The sequence below is a fragment of the Bifidobacterium panos genome (genome assembly GCF_012932445.1).
GTDB classification, from domain to species: Bacteria; Actinomycetota; Actinomycetes; order Actinomycetales; family Bifidobacteriaceae; genus Bifidobacterium; species Bifidobacterium panos.
The window spans coordinates 132,322-150,709 of sequence record NZ_JAAIIJ010000021.1 but is presented as its reverse complement, the minus strand read 5'-3'; the positions used below and the strand labels follow the sequence as shown (position 1 = coordinate 150,709).

The following is an 18,388-nucleotide window of genomic DNA, read 5'->3' as shown; positions in this document are numbered from 1 at the left end:
ACACCAGCCCCACCACCGCCTTCAAGTTCGGCGAGAAGATGGACGACCCGCTGGCCATGTATATGAACGATATTGCCACCATCCCGGCCAACCTCGCCGGCGTGCCCGCCATGTCCATTCCGGCCGGCCTGTCGGACGACGGCTTGCCCGTCGGCTTCCAGCTTATCGCCCCGCAGCAGCGCGACGAAGTGATGTACAAGCCCGCCGCCGCGCTCGAAGCCGCGCTTGAGGAAGAGTGGAACGGCCCGATCTGGCAGTCGCTCAACGCCTCGTGGCTCGACGGGCTGGGCAAATAAGGCAGACGGAACCGGAAAGGATATAAGGAATCATCATGGCTGAAAAACTGATGAAGTACTCCGAGGCCGTCAAGCAGTTTGACCCGGTGCTCGGTTTGGAAACCCACGTGGAGCTCTCCACCGCGACGAAGCTGTTCTGCCCCGCTGAAGTTTCGTTCGGCGGCGAGCCGAACAGCCAGCTCACCCCCGTCTCGCTCGGCTTGCCCGGCTCCCTGCCGGTGCTGAACAAAACGGCTGTCGATTACGCCATCAAACTGGGCTTGGCTCTGCACTGTGAAATCGCCGAGTTCAGCCAGTTCGCGCGTAAGAATTATTTCTACCCCGACATGCCGCGCGACTATCAGATCTCGCAATACGACAAGCCCACCAACGGCAATGGCTACCTGGATGTCGAGCTGGAGGACGGCACCGTGTTCCGCGTGCCCATCGAGCGCGCGCACATCGAGGACGACGCCGGCAAGAACACCCACGTGGGCGGCGCGGACGGGCGCATCGAAGGCGCCGACCACTCGCTGGTGGACTACAACCGCGCCGGCGTGCCGCTGATCGAGATCGTCACCAAGCCCATCGAGGGTGTGGGCGAGCGTGCGCCGGAGATCGCCGGTGCCTATATGCGCGCCATCCGCGACATCGTGCGCGCGCTGAACATCTCGCACGCGCGCATGGAGCAGGGCAATATGCGCGCCGATGTGAACGTGTCGCTGCGCCGCACGTCCGCCGACCCGTTCGGCACGCGCTCGGAAACCAAGAACGTGAACACGTTCCGCGGCATCGAGAAGACGGTGCAATACGAGATTCGCCGTCAGGCGCAGATCCTGTCGGAGGGTGGCGAGGTTCTGCAGGAGACCCGCCACTGGGATGAGGCTTCGCAAGCCACCGCCGGCGGGCGCGTCAAGTCCGACGCCGACGATTACCGCTACTTCCCTGACCCCGACTTGGTGATGCTGCACATCACCAAGGAGCATATCGACAAGCTGGCCGCCGAAATGCCTGAAATGCCGCGCGAACGCCGCAACCGCCTCAAGGGCGAGTGGGGTTTGAGCGATTTGCAGATGCGCGATATTTTGAACGCCGATGCGCTCGACCTGATCGAGGCCACCGTGGCGGCTGGTGCCAGCGCCGCCGGCGCGCGCAAGTGGTGGCTGGGCGAGCTGAGCCGCGAGGCCAACGCCAAGGGCGTCACCTTGGAGGAGCTGCCGATCACCCCGGCCGACGTGGCCGAAGTCGAGAAGCTGATCGCCGATGGCAAGCTCAACGACAAGCTCGCCAAGCAGACCGTGGCCGGCGTGCTTGCCGGCGAGGGCACGCCGAGCGAGGTCGTCGAGAAGAAGGGCCTGAAGATCGTCTCCGACGACGGCCTGATCGACAAGGCCGTGGACGAGGCGTTCGCCGCCAACCCGGATGTGGTCGAAAAGCTCAAGAGCGGCAACATGAAACCGATGGGCGTCATTATCGGCGCGGTGATGAAGGCCACGCGCGGCCAGGCCGACGCCAAGGCCGTCACCAAGGTGGTTATGTCCAAACTCAAGTAGCTCGCTTGAAGCAAAAGAGCTGCATTCAGCCGGCTCCCCTCACCGGGGGAGCCGGCATTATTTTTGCTTATTCTGCTTATTTCGCTTGTTCGCTATTGCGCAGCTTCACCAGCATGCGATACATCTCGCGCCGCACACCGGTGGGGATCAGACGGTAGCACGCACGCACCGCGACATTGCGCACGAACTGCGGCACCGATACGAACCCATCGCGCAGAAACCACCGCTGCAGCCGCAGCTCTTCGCGGAACATCTCCCGGCCGCCGCGCCGCTCATAGGCACCGGCGTCCACGCGATACAGCACCAGCACCTCGCTCACGTTCGCGAACGTCACCCCGCGCAGCATGAGCCGTTCCCATAGCAGATAATCCTCGAAGCGCCCCGCGTGCTCCGGGTACCCCCCCGCCGCCAATACCACCGACTTGCGCAGCATTACGCTCGGGTGGTGCAACGGCGACTGCATCCGCGCGTACTTCGCCAATTCACACCCCCCCGCCGGCAGCACGCGCACCTGCCCGCGGCTCGATTCATTCCCCTCATCCCCCGAGAACTCCTGAATGGCGCTGCCCGCCACGCCGACCTCGCCAGCGCCGTCGAACAGCGGCAGCATGGTCGCGAAGCGCGAAGGCAGCGAAATGTCGTCGGCGTCCGCGCGCGCTACCAGCTCGTATTCGCAATGCGCGAGCCCCACATTCAGCGCATGCGCCAGCCCCTGGTTGCGTTCCAGCGGCACCACGCTGACCGTCGGCGCGCTGCCGGCCTCGCGCGACTGCGCCGCGAACCAGCCGGCCACCGCGCCCTCAAGCCCATCGAGAAACGCCTGCACATCCGCCGCCACCGGCCCGTCGCGCACAATCACCAACTGATTCGGCGGCACGCTCTGCTCCACCGTGGCCGAGCGCACCGCGCGCTCAAGATGCGCCAGCGCATCCCCGCGATACACCGACATCAGCACACAAAAGCCCCGCGCCATCTCACTCATGCCCTCCAGTGTATAACTTTCGCTTCGCGCGCCAATGGCACCCGGCAGCCGCCAACCAGCACCCAGCGCCCACCCCCCGCGCCTACGCGAACCACTGCAGCACGCGCCCGCACTGCCCACCGATGCCCTCCTGAATCCGCGCCGTCAGCTCGCGCCGTTTGCCCTGCGTCTCCTCGTCGGCATGCAGCGCCCCTGCGGACAGCTCCAGCGCCTCGCCGGCCGCCTCGGCGAACGCATCCGGCAGCAATGTCGCATATCGGCGCAGCAGCACCTGGATGAGTTCAAAGTCGGCGGGCTTGGTGTCTTGCGCAAGCTGGCGCCAATGGCTGAGCTCGATGCGCTCCCAGTTGTATTCACCGCCGATGCTCATGGCCAGTTTGCGCTGCTTGCGTTGCGTGTCATAGGCGAACATGGAGGCGACATCATACAGCGGCGCGAGCATGGGGCGCTCGCCCACCGGCTCCAAAATGGCGTAGTTTTTCGCGTGCGCGTCGCTGCCCGCCATCAGGAAGTTCAGTATCAGCGCCGACAGAAACAGCAGGGCGCTGGCTTGGCTCAGCTCGTTTTCGCGAATGCAGCGAAGAATATCCACGGCGCTTGGCCCGCCATCCGACTGGTATTTTTCTCTGGTCATGTGTGCCGTGGCCTGGCAAAAATCCTCTTGATGGATGCGTGCCACTGTTTCCTCGCCACTGCGCGACCGCAGCAGTTTTCTGTCCCATCGTGTGCTCACGATGGTTGGAAGCGTGCCGAACAAGTGGAAGCTGGTTGTGGCCGTCGGTATGTTCAATCCGCGCAAGGCTTGCATGCAGACGTATTCGTTGAACGCCTGTTCGTGGAGCCTGTTGATTCCGGGTTTGATGATATGCGTCGTTGCCGCGGAGCCAAGGGCCTCATACCACTGCCCTTCCTTCAGTCGCAGCGCGATCTTGTCTTGCGCCCCATTGAGAGACCAATGTTCCTCGTCGTTTTGCCACGACTGGTGGTTGGAATCGGCGATTGCGCGCAGTTTTTGCTCAATCGCGTGCTCGCTGACGGGCCGCAGTTCGGCATCTTCGCGCAACGATTCGGCGTGCTCGGGAAGCACAAATTGCGCCCCACCCGCGCAATCAAGCCCGATTGCGGTCAGCAATGAGAAGGGATTGTTGCCGTTGACGTCATACAGGCGCGCGATTCGTCTGCGCATATCTCTGTCGTCGGGCAGGATGCCGTCGATATAAGCCTCCACAGGTTTGCCCGTCCAAGGTGCGGAACGTTGCGGCATGGACAGCGAAAGGCGGGGAGGTGTGGGGCTGCTGCTGTCGTAAGTGAACGAATGTTTGCCGTGGATGTCTTCCCGAAGGACGCCGCAGTAACGTCCTTCTACAAAAACCAGCAGTTCTTTCGGTTTCATTATTGCGCCTCCTTTTTGTCGCGTGATTTGCCGTTGAGCGCGGCGGCCTGCTCGTCGAACGCCGCCGCCATGCGCGTGAGATCCTCAAGCAGGGATTGATCGACCTTGCTCAGCGTGAAGTTTTCGACCGTGCTGTCGCCGGGGCTGCATGCGGCCTCTTGGGTTGCGTCGGGCTGTTTGCTCGTCTCGGTATTTGCGGAAACGGCCCGGCTTGGCTTGGCTGTTTGCGTCTGTTCTTGCGTCTGCTCTTGAGGCTGGACTGGATATGCGATGGTCAGCGTCGTATGCAGTGCATTGCAAATGGAAAGGAGGCGATGTATGCCCGGGTCGGTGATTTTGCCCTGTTCCAGCTGGTTGATCCACGGCCGGGGGAGGTTGGCGGCTTGGGCGAGTTCCGTTTGGGACAGACCGGCGTTCTGCCGTGCGTCGCGCAGCGATACCGCGAGCTGTCGCACGGAAGTAATGGTAGCGGAAAAGTCGCTCACGCCGCCTCCTTTGTTCCATTTTTCGAACAATCGCATAATGTTCGATTTATCTAACAATTTAGAAATGTTAGCTAATCCTAACATATTTATTTTGTTCGTAAAATCGAACAGCCAATGTGTCGCAGCGGGGTGGAGGCAAGGCGTGTTTTATATGCCGCGAGTAGCGCGAAATGTCATGGTTCTGTGAACTATATGGCTGCAAATGTTTATGTTTTGCGAAGCAATAGGGGGTAATTATGCGTCCGTGAAGCACGCAACTTAGGGTGGGCAACAGCACAAATACGTTGTTGGAGTTGGGAGAGTGTGCGATGCAATCGCCGAAAACAGTTGTCGCCGTTGTCGCCGCCGTGGCGTTGTCCGTTGCTTGGGTCGCACCTGCTGCCAGTGCCGAGCCATTGCACGATACCAACCTCGACACCACATCACTGACGGCTCAGAGCGTCGCCGACGAGACCGCCGCGGACGCGATGCCGGACAACCCCGACGCAACCCTTCCCGACAAGGTCTCCGCTGAGATTCCCGACGATGCCACCGTCGTCTCCGAAGACCATGCCCTCACCGCCGATGGCGAACTCAAGAACATCGAAACCGGCGCAACCGTCACCGACCCCGAGCTGGTCGGCACCGAGGATTCCCAACCCGATCCGCTGGCCAAGACAGACGGCCAGTCGTTCATTCCGGTCGAGGCCAAGGAGGTCAAGGAGAAGGTCGCAAGCAGCAACGGCGAAGCGAGCCAGGCCGACCAGTCGCAAGACGATAATTCGACATCCGAGTCGGCTCAATCTGGCGAATCGTCCAAGTCTTCCAAGTCAGCTGAATCGACCGAGTCCTCCGAGTCCACTGACTCCACTGACTCCACCGAATCGACCGAGTCCTCCAAGTCGGCTCAATCCAGCGAAACTTCCAAGTCTTCCAAGTCAGCTGAGTCTTCCAAGTCCGCCGACTCAGCCGAGTCCACCTCCAAGTCGGACAAATCGGCCACCAACTCCACCACCAAGTCCGCCGACTCCACCACCGATTCCACCGTCGAACTCGCCACTCTGAAAAACAGCGAATACGGCGCGCACTGGGGCACCTACAACGGCACCCAAGCCTTCTTCGACAGCTCCAACAACCTGTTCGTCCAGCAAGCCAAGGGCGTGATCGACGTGTCCGAGTGGCAGGGCACCATCGACTGGCAGACGGCGAAAAACGCCGGCGTGGAAGGTGCCATCATCCGCCTCAGCTACGGCTCCGGCAACGGCTTCGACAAGCAGGCGCGTCGCAACATCAGCGAGTGCAAGCGTCTCGGCATCCCGTTCGGCGTCTACATCTATTCTTACGCCTACGATTCCAACACTGCCGCAGACGAAGGCAACGATGTGGTCAGTCTGTTGCGTCAGGCCGGCGTGAGCGCGAGCGATTTGAAATACCCGGTGTATTACGACTTGGAGAAGTGGACTTGGAGCGGCCACAATCCCCCTACCAGCTCGGCGGTGTACGACGGCATCGTCAACACTTGGTACAGCAAGTTGCAAGCCGCCGGATACAGCAATCTGTCGGTGTATTCCTACACCAACTACCTGAACGGCCCGCTCAATTCGAGCAACATCCATGCCAAGACCCGCTGGGTCGCCCAATATGGTGCGCACATGCAATACACCGCTTTCCCCACCAACGATCGCGGTTGGCAATACACCTCGTCCGGCACGGTCGCTGGCATCTCCGGCCGAGTCGACCTCAACGCCTTCGGCAATCGCAACTACAGTTCGTCAGGGTCCTCGTCATCGTCGTCCTCGTCAGCGTCGGCTTTCGAAGTCAAGGGCGACATGGGCGAGGAATGGCAACGCATCGGCGGCGCCAGCAGCGTCATCGGATCCCCCATCGCCAACGAGGTGTGCAACTGGCAATCCGGTCAGGTCAACTGCTATCAGAATTTTGAGCACGGCGCGATTTCGTGGACCCCTTCGACGGGAGCGCACTTCACCGCCGGCGAATTGCGCAAGGAGTGGGCCTCGCGAGGCTACGAGCACGGCGTGTTGGGATATCCCACCAAGGACGAGGAGCGCCTTTCCGGCGGCTGGTGGCGTCAAAGCTTCCAGCATGGCGATATCTGGACGTGGGGCACCAGCAAGAAATACGTGGTGCTGTTGAACCTGAGGGATTCCTACAATCAGCACGGCGGATACTCCCGCTTGGGGGTGCCCACGTCCAACGAGTCCAATCCCGGCAGCGGCTATTGGAGACAGAGCTTCGCGAACGGCGATGTGTGGACGCGCAACGGCGCTTCGAAGAAGTATGTGGTGCTGTTCGACTTGCGCGACACCTATAACGCCAACGGCGGTTACAATCGCTTGGGCGGTCCGGTCGGCGAGGAGCAAAAATTGTCCAACGGCTACTGGCGGCAGGCATTCACCCATGGCGATGCCTGGACGCGCAACGGCGCAAAAGAGAAGTATGTGATTCTGCTCAACCTGCGCAATTCGTACAAGGAGAACGGCGACTTCGCCGCGCTGGGCGGCCCGGTGCGCGCCGAGGAGAAGATGGGCAATGGCTGGTGGCGTCAGCGCTGCGTGAACGGCGATGTGTGGAGCAAGGACGGCACTAACCAGCACTATGTGCTCAAATACGATTTGCGCGATTCCTATTACGCGCACGGCGACTATGCCCGCCTGGGCGCGCCCGTGGCCAACGAGGTCAAACTCAGCGACGGCTACTGGATGCAGAAAGCCGAGCATGGCGATGTGTGGACGCGCAACGGCGCAAAAGAGAAGTATGTCGTGTTGCTCAACCTCAGGAAGACCTACTACTCCAAGGGTGGTTTCAACAAGTTGGGTGGCCCGACTGCAGATGAACGCTACCTCGGCTGGATCTATCAGCAATCCTTCCGAAAGGGGACAATCCAAGCCCACTGATAGGAATCTCTAAAGAATATCTAGGGATCTCTAGAAGTATCTAGGAATCTCTAGGAATATCTTAGGAGTGTCAGCGGCGTAAATATCCGATATGGGAAGCCTTGCCGGTAGACTGGTTCGCTGGTAGTGGTTCCGTAAACACAAAACACACGTAAACACACGCAAAAGGTTGTACAAAATATGTCTAAGAAATCCGTTGTCATCATCGGTGGCGGCCCGGCCGGCCTGACCGCAGCCTACGAGCTGCTTAAGGACAAGGGCGCGCAGGATTACGACGTCACCGTGCTGGAGGCTTCCGGCGAGTTCGGTGGCATCAGCCGCACGGTGCGCCACGGCGGCAACCGCATGGATATCGGCGGCCACCGCTTCTTCTCCAAGGATGACCGCGTGATGGACTGGTGGAAGATGATCCTGCCGCTGCAGGGCGCTCCCTCCTATGACGACAAGAAACTCAACCGCGATCACGACATGGAGCCGGGCGGCCCGGACCCCGAGACTACCGACGAGGTCATGCTCAAGCGCCACCGCGTCTCGCGCATCTACTGGCACGGCAAGTTTTTCGACTACCCGGTGAGCCTGAAGCCCCAGACCTTGAAGAACATGGGCTTCCTGCAGACCATGAAGGTCGGCTTCTCCTATCTGAAGTCCCTGGTGCACAAGCTGCCGGAAGACAATCTGGAGAACTTCTATATCAACCGTTTCGGCAAGGCGCTCTATGGCATGTTCTTCGAGGGGTACACCGAGAAGCTGTGGGGCCGCCACCCGTCCGTGATTTCCGCCGACTGGGGTTCCCAGCGCGTCAAGGGCATCTCCATCAAGGCCGTGCTCAAGGACGCTTGGGGCAAGCTCGTAGGCAAACAGAAGCAGGCCGGCGAAGGCGAGACCTCGCTGATCGAGGAGTTCTGGTATCCCAAGTACGGCCCCGGCCAGCTGTGGGAGACGGTCGCCAAGCATGACGAGGAGTTCGGCGCGAAGATCATCAAGCACGCCGAAGTCGTCAAGATCAACGAAACGCCGGAAGGCAAGATCGCCTCCGTGATCTACCGCGACGTAAACGGCCTCGACCATGTGCTTGAAGGCGACGAGTTCATCTCGTCCATGCCCGTCAAGGATCTGGTCGATTCCATCGCCGCCGGCGATCAGAACAAGGAGCCGGTGCCCGCCGATATGAAGAAGATTGCGGACGGCTTGCCTTATCGCGATTTCGTCACCGTCGGCTTCCTGGTCGACCGTCTGAACTTGAAGAACGAGACCGACATCCCCACCCTCGGCAACCCGCCCATCGTGCCCGATTGCTGGATTTATGTGCAGGACACGTCCGTGAAGGTCGGCCGCATCCAGGTGTTCAACAACTGGAGCCCCTACCTGGTTCAGGACGTGGACAACAAGGTGTGGATCGGCCTGGAATACTTCTGCAACGAAGGCGACGATTTCTGGAACATGAGCGACGAAGCGGCCATCGATTTCGCGGCCAAGGAGCTCCTCAAGATGGGTGTCATCGCCTCCAAGAACGACATTCAGGATTCGCACCGTGAGCGCGTCAAGAAGGCCTATCCCGCCTACTTCGACACCTGGTATCAGATTGACGATCTGATCAAGTGGCTCGACTCCTTCGGCAATCTGTATTGCGTGGGTCGTAACGGCCAGCATCGCTACAACAACATGGATCACTCGATGGCGTCCGCTTTCGAGGCCGTCGGCAACATCAAGTCCGGCCGCGAAGACAAGAAGAACGTCTGGTCGGTCAACACCGACAAGGGCTATCACGAATCCAAGTGATGCTTTCAACCAGCGAGCCGGTGCACATCTCACGCACCGGCTCGCTGCCAATTGAGGCCGGAACTCGCCCCGAGCGCGTGGACGCGTCACGCACTGGCCGAAGCGCTTTCACACAGCCGTTAGTTTCAAGCGAACAGCCGCTCATGTGAGCCGATTCGCCGCGTTAGAATGCTCCGCAAGCGTTGCGTTGTGCCGGCGTGCCGTGTGTTATATTGTAATTACGCCGTGACTGCGCCACTTCGCAGGTTTGGGGGGAAACCTCCGACACGGCGTCTGTCATATCTAGATACGCAAAGCGTTATGTGGCACTGATACTATTCCGTACCCATTCACGTCCCCGTTTTGGTAGTATCTTTATCCGCCCTGAAGATTTCTCCGCTCGGCTAACGCCTCGGTCGAAATGACAATAACCGGCCATGCTCGGTCGAAATGACAATAACCAGCCAGGCTCGCTCGAAATGACAGTGGACGCTCCCAGTCATTTCGACCGACGTCACTCCGTTCTTTGTCGTTTCGACCGAAGGCCGCTAGGCCGGAGTGGAGAAATCTTAAGTCGGAATGCGGTGCTGGAATAGATCCTATTACCCAATATTAAAAATATTTCAATTTTGGGTAATAGGCGGATTGGGAAATAAGTAGAATGGGCAATAGGCAGACTGTCGCAACAATTAAGGTGAATGACGATGAAACTGATAGAAAGAAACGAGTACCTTCAAAAGCTCGTTGGCGTGATGGGAACGCCAGATATTAAGGTCATCACGGGTGTGCGGCGAAGCGGGAAGTCGAAACTGTTGGAAGCATTTCGTGATTATGTGATGCAAAACGTGCCGAACGCAAATGTAATCCATATCAACTTCAACTTGGCAAAATTCGAAGAATACAAGGATTACCATGCTCTGCACGATTGTATTGAGAAATCGTTCAAAAAAGGTTGCGAAAACTTTGTTTTGATTGATGAAGTTCAGATGTGCCCCAGCTTCGAGCTGACAATCAACAGTATTCATGCAATGGAACTGTTTGATATATACATCACTGGTTCCAACGCATTTTTGCTGAGCTCCGATCTTGCCACGCTCTTTACCGGCCGTACCCACGAGATCAGGGTTTACCCGTTTTCGTTCGCGGAGTTCAAGCAGTATTTCGGGCTTGAGGACAATTATGCAGCGTTCGACCGCTACGTGAAAGAGGGAGGCATGGCCGGTTCCTATCTGTATCGGGATCAGGAGGCGCAATATGATTATATTCGTGACGTATTTGATACGCTCATCATCCGTGATATAAGGCAGAAATACAAAATACGCAACCCTGGATTGATGGACAGAATTGTTGATTATCTGCTGGATAATATCTCGAACCAGACATCAGCGCGGAATATCACGGATGTGCTGGCGCGCAACAATGAGAAAATCAGCCATAAAACCGTAGGTAGTTATCTGGAGTACCTGTGCAATGCTTTTGCGTTCTACAGATTCCGCAGATATGACATTCGGGGTAAGAAATACCTTTCCTCAAATGATAAGTACTATTTGAGCGATCATGCATTCCGATACGCGAAGCTCGGTACGAAAAATATGGATTATGGGCGTGTTTTGGAGAATATTACAGCAATGGAACTGATGCGTCGCGGTTATGAAGTCTATGTTGGGGTGCTGTATAACAAGGAGATTGACTTTGTAGCCATCCGTAGAAGTGAGAAAATATATATTCAGGTATCGGACAATATCAGTGATGAAAAGACTTTTGAGCGTGAGGTTGGTCCCTTGCTTCGGATTAAGGATGCCTATCCGAAGATGGTTATCGCAAGAACCAGGAATGAGGCATACCAGTATGAGGGGATAAGAATTGTGGATATCGCCGACTGGCTAAGTGACTGACTGGATGGCCGCGAAGAAATCTCCCGCCTCGTCACGGTGCTGGTGAGGGGCTCCGGACAATTTCCTGGACATGTGGGAGAGCCATGAAAGGGGATTGTTTATGTATAGCAGGGAGTTCAAGGCCGAGGCTTTGAGGGTTCTCGTGGAGAATGACGGGTCCTGCCGTAAGGCCGCGCGGCAGCTGGGTGGTGTTACCGTCAGGACGCTGTATCACTGGAGGGACGAGCTGACCGAGTTTGCTTGGAAACGGTACACGTGTCTGACGGCGGCCCAGAAGCGCGGGGTGGCGAGGCGCCTCGAGGACGGTGCCGGCGTGCGTGCGGTCGCTCGTGAGTACGGGGTGTGCGCGACGACCGTCTATCTATCATTAGGATACGTAGCCTAAGTGTCCAGAAAAAAGCCCGGCCCCCCAAATGACAATGAACGCCTGAGCTGTACATTCCTCTATATATTATTTGCGGGGACAGCCCTCAGTGATCCTCGCATTGAAAATGCAGTTTTGCCATTCGCTGGCATCCGGTCACACGGAGGAGATGGGAAATTAATGAGTAGTGCAGGAAGTGTGATTCATCCGTGGCGCGCTCAAATTGGTAAAGCCCTTGTTCGTTCGAGGAAAAGGACATAGCATCTTATGCAGTTGAATAAGAAGTCATTTTGGGTGAACGGTGCTGCTCGCTTTGTGTCCAGTGGGGCATGGATTCCGCTGCTCGTCGGCATGTATGTTGCCGTGGGGGATATGGCCACGAGGCGAATGGGGATTCCGTTCCGCAGCGTATTGCTGTACGTCGAGATGGTTCTGCTTGCCGCTTTGATGGTGGGCGTTTTCCATTACGCGTATCGATGGCTTCTTCGTGCGAGCCATACGGATGAGCTCGAGCAGCTCAGTGCGGATGAACTTGGGCAGCCCGTCACGCATAAACAACGCCTGCTCGTTTTCTGGCATCAGCTGACGCCCAAAAGTGTTGGCCACGATACCTTGCTGCTGGCGGCCTGCTGGAGCCCCTATGTCCTCCTGTTGTTCCCTGAAGTGATGGGTTGGGACGCGGGCGATCAGTTGGCCCAGTTTTTCGGGATTTCCGCTTTCGATATGCCCGAGGGGCAGATTTGGGATCATCACCCGTTCCTGGACACCTATCTTTGGGGGGGGCGGCTCTCGTTGGCTATAAATTGACGGGTTCCTATTTTTCCGGCATCACGGCATTCCTCATACTGCAGTTGCTGGCCGGTGCGCTTGCCATCGCGCATGCGCTCGCCTACTTCACTTCAAGGCTCAACGCGCCCGCCAATTTGGTTAGGGCCGTCACTGTTTTCTTCTGCGTGTTCCCGATGTTCCCCATCGCGTTCCTGTCGCTGTATAAGGACTACACGCATCTCGTGTTCTTCATTCCGTGGTGCGTCATGTTCACGGAACTGGTGAGGACGCGTCTGAACAGCTTGAAGAAGCCCTGGTTTTTCGCCGCGCTCCTTGTGATTTCCGTGCTGGCCTCGATGACCAAGAAAACCGGCATGTACGTCATCCTGTTTTGTATGCTGTTCCTCCTGCTGATGAAGGCGGCGGCGAAGATGAAGGTTGTGGTCGCGGCGTTGCTCGCATTGATATTCGCGTTCTCATCGGTGCTGCCCGCGGCGCTGCTGTTTAAACCTCTCGGCATTGTGAAAAGTAACGCGACATTCGCTGCGGTTGTCCCCATGAATATGGTCGCGCGAGTGGCCCATGAGGATCCGCAGGGCGTCACGCAGGAAGAAAAACAGGTCGTGGAGCGTTTCATCGGATTGGATTGGCAGACCTTGGGAGAGTCCTACAACCCATATTCCTCCGATCCGATAATGGTTCTGAGCCCCATAGATCAAGAGGTCAGCCTTGCGAAATTCATGAGTGTATGGCTATCCATTGGCCTCAAGCACCCCAAAGTGTATATCAATTCGTTCTTTGCCCAGACTTCCGGGTGGGTTGCTTTGCAAAGGCCTGAATCGCGTTCTGTGAAGAACGACAAGAACGATGGCAACTACGTCCCCAACATTCTCTTTTCCGAATCAAGGCCATATGTGCTTACCTGTATCAACGGAGATACATACGGAAGTCTGGTCGATACCCAAAAAGATGAATCCTGCAAAGGGGAAGCTGTCCCAGGCAGATATCAACCGTTCGTCAAGAACTTGTTGCAGTGGCTGCATGGCATTCCGGTGCTGAACGTGCTGTTTTATGCCGCCCTCTGGATTATTCTCCCGTTCTTCCTGCTGTATGTGGTTTGGCGAAGGCGCCAGGCAATATGCGCCCCGCGAGCTTTGCTGACGTTGCTTCCGCTGGTGGTTTCAGTCCTGACCCTTTTCCTGTATGCGGTTTCCGGCGGGGATTACGTGCACTACATGTTCCACGCCATAGTGCTCGGCCCGCTCTACCTGCTCTACTCATTTGCCACACAGACCATCCCGGCCGGTGTTGCGACGATCACTGGAACCCGCCCCGAGCGCGTGAACGCGTCACGCGCTGGTCGAAATTCTTTCGAGCGGCAAGTAGTTTCGTGAGTCGCTATATGGACACAGAGTCGCGTTATATAATGTCCATACATTGTAAGACGGGAGGAAATCGTGGCGATAATGAGCATAAGGGTGAGCGAACCCGACAAGCAGCAGGCGGCGGCGGTCGCGGAACACTATGGTTTCGACCTGTCGAGCGTGACGAGGGCCTTCTGGAAGCAGATGGTCAGGGAACAGCGCATCCCGCTCAACCTCGGCGCTTACGAGCCGAACGCGGAGACCTTGGAAAGCCTCAGGCAAGGGGAGGAAGCCATAAAGTCCGGCACCGCCAGATTCGCGGACGCGGATGAAATGCTCGCATCCCTGAAGGACTGAAACCATGCTCAGAGCCGACTATTCACCGCGATTTTGCAAGGATTACAAACGGTTGAGCAGGAAACGCTACGACATGAAGCTGCTGGACGAGGTCATCGCGCTCGTCCTGACGGACGACGACGAGAGCAAGCGGACGCTGGTGAACCGTCATAACATGCACAGGCTGAAAGGGAACTTTTCGGGCGCCTACGAGTGCCATGTGGCGAACATCGGCGATTGGCTGCTTGTCTGGCAGACTGGCAACGGCATCGCCTTTTTCGCCAGAACCGGAAAACACGACGAGATATTCGGCTAAACGATAATCCCGCTCCGTTTTCAACGTTTACGTTTCGTCCCCGCCGTCAAATCTGACATGACCGCCATTATCCTAACCGTTTTTGCCATCTGGCATCCTGCGCTTGTTCCTTGCCCGTCTCGTCACGGTGCGGGTGATAACCTTGGCTTTTGTCGTTTCCTATAGTCGTGTTTGAGGAAAGATTACGTATGGGTATACATACGCGAGAAACTGTGGAAGGGGTTCATTCATGTCCTCTGCAATAAGCAGCCGTGGCACCGACGGGAAGTCGCGTCGCCCTATTGACGTGGCGCAGGCGGCGGTCGTCTGCCTCGGCTTGATTTTCTCGCTGTGCTTTGCTTTCATCACCCCGCCGTTCTGGGGCAACGACAACATGAGCCACTATTCGCGTGCCTATCAGATAGCGCAAGGCGACTTGTTTCCTCAGCTCATTGATTACACGGAAAAGCCCGACGTGCCGGCCTACGGTGGCGAGCTGCCGAAAACGTTGTGGAAGGTCTTCGAGCTTTCGAACGCCCAGCGCTCTCAGGCAGCGGAGTCAGGCTCCGGCTCCGCCCACAACCCGGCATTCCATCGCACCGCCGAGCTTGAGACAGCGCTGAACACGCACCTTCACGCCTCGTCCGACACCGAGACGGTGTGGTTCAACAACACAGCCGCATACTCTCCCGTGCCCTATCTCATTCCAGCCGCCGGAATCGCTGTGGCGGATGCATTGAACGTCACGGCGGAGCAGGCTCTGCTCATCCCAACCCTGCTTAACGCGTTGTTCTTCATCTTCTGCGCCTGGCTGGCGGTGTGGATATTGAAGGATTCCAAGTTCAAATGGCTGGTCGTGGCGTTCACGCTGTTCCCGCCCGCCTTGGCGCAGGCCGTATCAAGCGTGACGGCGGACACCTGCACCAACGCATTGTGCATGCTGTTGTTCGCGCTGATCGTCAAAGCACTGCTGCTCAAGCAACAGTTGACACGCCTGGACACCGTTGTTTTTGCCGCCACTGCAGTGCTGCTGCCGCTGTGCAAACCCACGTACGGCTTCCTGACGTTGGTGCTTCTGCTCACCCCGAACGCCCGATTCGCTTTCCGACGGCTCACCAATACGTGCGTCAAATGGGCGAGCGTGGGCTTGGGCTTCGCCTTGTGGGTCGCCTGGACCCTGGTTTCGGCCTCCACTTCACTTGGAATGCCACGTTTCCGTTCGGATTATTGGGAAAAAAGCTTCGGGACGAGCGACCAGCTGCACGCTCTCTTTGCTAATCCGTTGAATATGTTCAGACTTGTCGCCAATACCTTTGTCGATCAGGACGACAACATTAATCACTTGCAGCTGTCGGCATTGTCGCTGGCCTCGTCGCCCACGGGCATTCTGCTGTTCTCTGCCGCGTTGGTGCTGGTGGCCGGCGCCTGTGAGCGCGTGCGTTTCGCCAAAAAGTCGCATATGTGGCTGCTCATCCTTGCCCTGCTCGCCGCGTTCGGCAGTTCATTGGCGAGCATCTACTGCACGTTCAACCCCGTTGGCAACTCCTCGATCGAAGGCGTGTACGCGCGCTATTTCTTCCCGATCACCCCGTTCGTGGTGTTGCTCATCTTGGCCACTACATCGTTGCGTTTCGCCACGCACCGCGCGCATAGCGGACTGACGGAACTTGAGCCCGAGCCGAATCTTGAAGTCGAGCCAGGCCTTGCGGACGTGCCGATGCGCTCGCGTGTGCTGACTGTGGCCGTGCCCATCCTGCTCGCCGCCGCGCTGCTCGCCACCACCCTCAAATACTACGGTCAGATCTGGGGATTGTAGGGGGGTAAGCGTCGAACGCCAACGGCATGTATGTCGATGTTCCCGTAGGCAGTTAGAATAAACACTCGTGAAAGCATTGGTGAAGAGAATACAGGAGCGATACCACTACGCTTGGGTGGTGCTCAAGGGTCTGGTCAAGACCGACTTCAAACTGCGCTACCAAGGTTCGATGCTCGGTATCGCCTGGTCCGTGCTGCAACCACTGATGCTGTTCTGTGTTATGTATGTGGTGTTCGCCAAGTTCCTGCGCATGTCCGACGGCACGCCCACTTACCCGGTGGTGCTGCTCATGGGCATCAGCTCTTGGCAGTTCTACAATGAGGCGACATCGATTGGCTTGCGGTCTATTGTCGATCGTGGCGATCTGTTGCGCAAGATCCATTTCCCGAACTACATCGTGGTCGCCTCCGCCACCATCGGCTCGCTGATCAGCCTCGGCATCAACTTTCTGGTCGTGTTCGTCTTCGCGCTGTTCAACCATGTGCATTTCACTTGGCGCGTGCTGCTATTGCCGCTGAACTTCATCGAACTGTATATCTTGGCGCTCGGCACCGCGTTGCTGCTTGCCACCATGTACGTCTATTTCCGCGATGTTTCGCACATCTGGGACGTGCTGTCGCAGGTGCTGTTCTATTCGATTCCGGTGATTTATCCGCTGTCCATGGTGATTGACAACACGTCGCTGGGTTCGTGGGGGCCGAAGATTGCCAAAGTGCAGCTGATGAACCCGATAGCCCAGACGGTGCAGGACATTCGACACAACTTCATAGCCCCCGAAACACAGCCGACGATATGGACGCTGACAAGCAATCCGTTCCTGCGGGTCATCCCGCTGGTGCTGGCCGCGGCTCTTCTAGTGCTGGGCGTGTATGTGTTCCGTCGCAATAACCGTAAGTTCGCGGAGGTCATGTGATGAGCGAGACGGCAGGCAAGATGGACGAGGCAGACAAGACCGTGTCGCAGAACGGCCAGCTGCAGAACGTTGACAAGCCTGTGGTGCTGTCGGTGAGCCATGTCGGCAAGTATTTCAGGCTCCCCACCGAGCAGGCCACTGGGCTGAAGATGCTGTTCATCAATTGGACCAAGGGCATCAAGGGCTACAAGGAACAGCATGTGTTGCGCGACATCAATTTCGAGGTGCACCAAGGCGATTTCTTCGGCATTGTGGGACGCAACGGCTCCGGCAAATCCACGCTGTTGAAGCTCATTTCCGGCATCTATGTGCCGGACGCGGGCAATATCGAAGTCAATGGCAAGTTGGTGCCGTTCATCGAGCTTGGCGTCGGTTTCAACCCGGAGCTGACCGGCCGCGAGAATGTCTATCTCAACGGCGCTCTGCTTGGCTTCACTCGTGATGAAATCGACGCAATGTACGACGATATCGTTTCGTTCGCCGAACTCGAAGAGTTCATGGATCAGAAGCTCAAGAATTATTCGTCCGGCATGCAGGTGCGCTTGGCGTTCTCGGTGGCCATCAAGGCTCAAGGCGACATCCTCGTACTCGACGAAGTGCTCGCCGTCGGTGACGAAGCGTTCCAGCGCAAGTGCGACAGCTACTTCGCCTCCATTAAGAAAGACCCCACGAAAACCGTCATCCTGGTGACGCATGATATGAGCGCTGTGAAGAAATACTGCAACAAGGCCGTGCTCATCAAAGACGGTGAAGTCATCGTTAACGGCGACAAAGACGACGTCGCCAATCGCTACACCTTGGAGAACATGCGCGCCGACAAGCGCGACACCGACAACGACAAGAGTGGCGAGTATCCCACCGGTCTCAACGAGCGTGTGCCGTTCCTGCACATCAATGCGTTGAGCGAGCAGATTCTCAGCCGCGACGATTCGTTCCGCTTCGAGGTCGAATACCAGTACGACGAGCCAAACGATTATTATCTGGCCATCGCCATGCATGACATCAAGCGAGGCGGCATCACTTATGACACCGGTGCCAACAAGATTAAATTGAGCCGTCACGGGCACTGCAAGGTGAAATTCGAGGTGCCGCTCAAACTGTTCAACAACGGCGATTTCAAACTTGTGGCGTCATTGCGAACGCAGAATGCCGAGGATTCTGAAACAACGGATATGGTGGCTTTCACCAACGACGACAATTGTTGCATTTTCGCCGTGCGCGACAAACGCAATCGCGCATACGCGCTATTGAACGATTGCGCGTTGCGCATCACGATGCTTGCTGATTGATTCCCGGT

The 18,388-nt window shown here is 57.4% G+C and carries 16 protein-coding genes; 13 read left to right on the top strand and 3 right to left on the bottom strand.

Annotated elements, in window-relative coordinates:
• Both G1C94_RS05920 and gatB read left to right on the top strand, forming a co-directional pair.
• On the top strand, positions 1-296 hold a 296-nt coding region (locus G1C94_RS05920; RefSeq protein WP_253902343.1), incomplete at its 5' end, for an amidase family protein.
• A 35-nt stretch (positions 297-331) separates the two neighbouring features.
• Positions 332-1,828: an Asp-tRNA(Asn)/Glu-tRNA(Gln) amidotransferase subunit GatB gene (gatB, locus tag G1C94_RS05915; RefSeq protein WP_172146150.1), complete on the top strand. Its 1,497-nt coding sequence runs from the start codon at positions 332-334 to the stop codon at positions 1,826-1,828.
• A 76-nt stretch (positions 1,829-1,904) separates the two neighbouring features.
• Here gatB and G1C94_RS05910 read toward each other — a convergent pair whose 3' ends face one another.
• The 3 genes from G1C94_RS05910 to G1C94_RS05900 all read right to left on the bottom strand — a co-directional run bounded on the left by G1C94_RS05910 (position 1,905) and on the right by G1C94_RS05900 (position 4,688).
• On the bottom strand, positions 1,905-2,810 hold the full coding sequence (locus G1C94_RS05910; RefSeq protein WP_172146147.1) for a glycosyltransferase: 906 nt from the start codon (positions 2,808-2,810) through the stop codon (positions 1,905-1,907).
• A gap of 82 nt (positions 2,811-2,892) precedes the next feature.
• Positions 2,893-4,203, bottom strand: a complete 1,311-nt coding sequence (locus G1C94_RS05905; protein WP_172146144.1) for a type II toxin-antitoxin system HipA family toxin — start codon at positions 4,201-4,203, stop codon at positions 2,893-2,895.
• Positions 4,203-4,688, bottom strand: a complete 486-nt coding sequence (locus tag G1C94_RS05900) for a helix-turn-helix domain-containing protein (protein ID WP_172146142.1) — start codon at positions 4,686-4,688, stop codon at positions 4,203-4,205. Before G1C94_RS05900 ends, G1C94_RS05905 begins: the two co-directional genes overlap by 1 nt.
• Positions 4,689-4,996: 308 nt before the next feature.
• Between G1C94_RS05900 and G1C94_RS07980 the strand changes: the two genes are divergently transcribed.
• The 11 genes from G1C94_RS07980 to G1C94_RS05845 all read left to right on the top strand — a co-directional run bounded on the left by G1C94_RS07980 (position 4,997) and on the right by G1C94_RS05845 (position 18,380).
• Positions 4,997-7,582, top strand: coding sequence for a GH25 family lysozyme (locus tag G1C94_RS07980; RefSeq protein ID WP_172146140.1), 2,586 nt, complete (start codon positions 4,997-4,999; stop codon positions 7,580-7,582).
• Between the two features lie 180 nt (positions 7,583-7,762).
• Positions 7,763-9,361, top strand: a complete 1,599-nt coding sequence (locus G1C94_RS05890) for an NAD(P)/FAD-dependent oxidoreductase (protein ID WP_172146138.1) — start codon at positions 7,763-7,765, stop codon at positions 9,359-9,361.
• Positions 9,362-10,044: 683 nt separating this feature from the next.
• Complete coding sequence (locus G1C94_RS05885; RefSeq protein ID WP_172146136.1) at positions 10,045-11,235, top strand: ATP-binding protein; 1,191 nt, start codon at positions 10,045-10,047, stop codon at positions 11,233-11,235.
• A 100-nt stretch (positions 11,236-11,335) separates the two neighbouring features.
• The gene (locus G1C94_RS05880; protein ID WP_172146134.1) at positions 11,336-11,620 is read left to right on the top strand and encodes a transposase; all 285 of its coding nucleotides are present in this window, start codon (positions 11,336-11,338) and stop codon (positions 11,618-11,620) included.
• A 246-nt stretch (positions 11,621-11,866) separates the two neighbouring features.
• Positions 11,867-12,406, top strand: coding sequence for a hypothetical protein (locus G1C94_RS05875; protein WP_172146118.1), 540 nt, complete (start codon positions 11,867-11,869; stop codon positions 12,404-12,406).
• On the top strand, positions 12,403-13,761 hold the full coding sequence (locus G1C94_RS05870; RefSeq protein WP_172146115.1) for a DUF6020 family protein: 1,359 nt from the start codon (positions 12,403-12,405) through the stop codon (positions 13,759-13,761). The genes G1C94_RS05875 and G1C94_RS05870 overlap by 4 nt, the downstream gene beginning before the upstream one ends.
• A 72-nt stretch (positions 13,762-13,833) precedes the next feature.
• A complete protein-coding gene (locus G1C94_RS05865; protein WP_172146112.1) occupies positions 13,834-14,088 on the top strand; it encodes a type II toxin-antitoxin system RelB/DinJ family antitoxin in 255 nt (84 codons plus the stop codon).
• 4 nt (positions 14,089-14,092) lie between these two features.
• The gene (locus tag G1C94_RS05860; RefSeq protein WP_172146109.1) at positions 14,093-14,383 is read left to right on the top strand and encodes a type II toxin-antitoxin system RelE/ParE family toxin; all 291 of its coding nucleotides are present in this window, start codon (positions 14,093-14,095) and stop codon (positions 14,381-14,383) included.
• A gap of 229 nt (positions 14,384-14,612) precedes the next feature.
• Entirely contained in the window at positions 14,613-16,178 is a 1,566-nt protein-coding gene (locus tag G1C94_RS05855) for a DUF2142 domain-containing protein (protein ID WP_172146106.1), read from the top strand.
• 67 nt (positions 16,179-16,245) lie between these two features.
• On the top strand, positions 16,246-17,091 hold the full coding sequence (locus tag G1C94_RS05850) for an ABC transporter permease (protein WP_172146103.1): 846 nt from the start codon (positions 16,246-16,248) through the stop codon (positions 17,089-17,091).
• Between the two features lie 20 nt (positions 17,092-17,111).
• Positions 17,112-18,380 carry an ABC transporter ATP-binding protein gene (locus G1C94_RS05845; protein WP_172146174.1) on the top strand — a complete coding sequence of 423 codons (1,269 nt, stop codon included), beginning with the start codon at positions 17,112-17,114 and terminating at the stop codon, positions 18,378-18,380.
• Positions 18,381-18,388 lie beyond the last annotated feature (8 nt).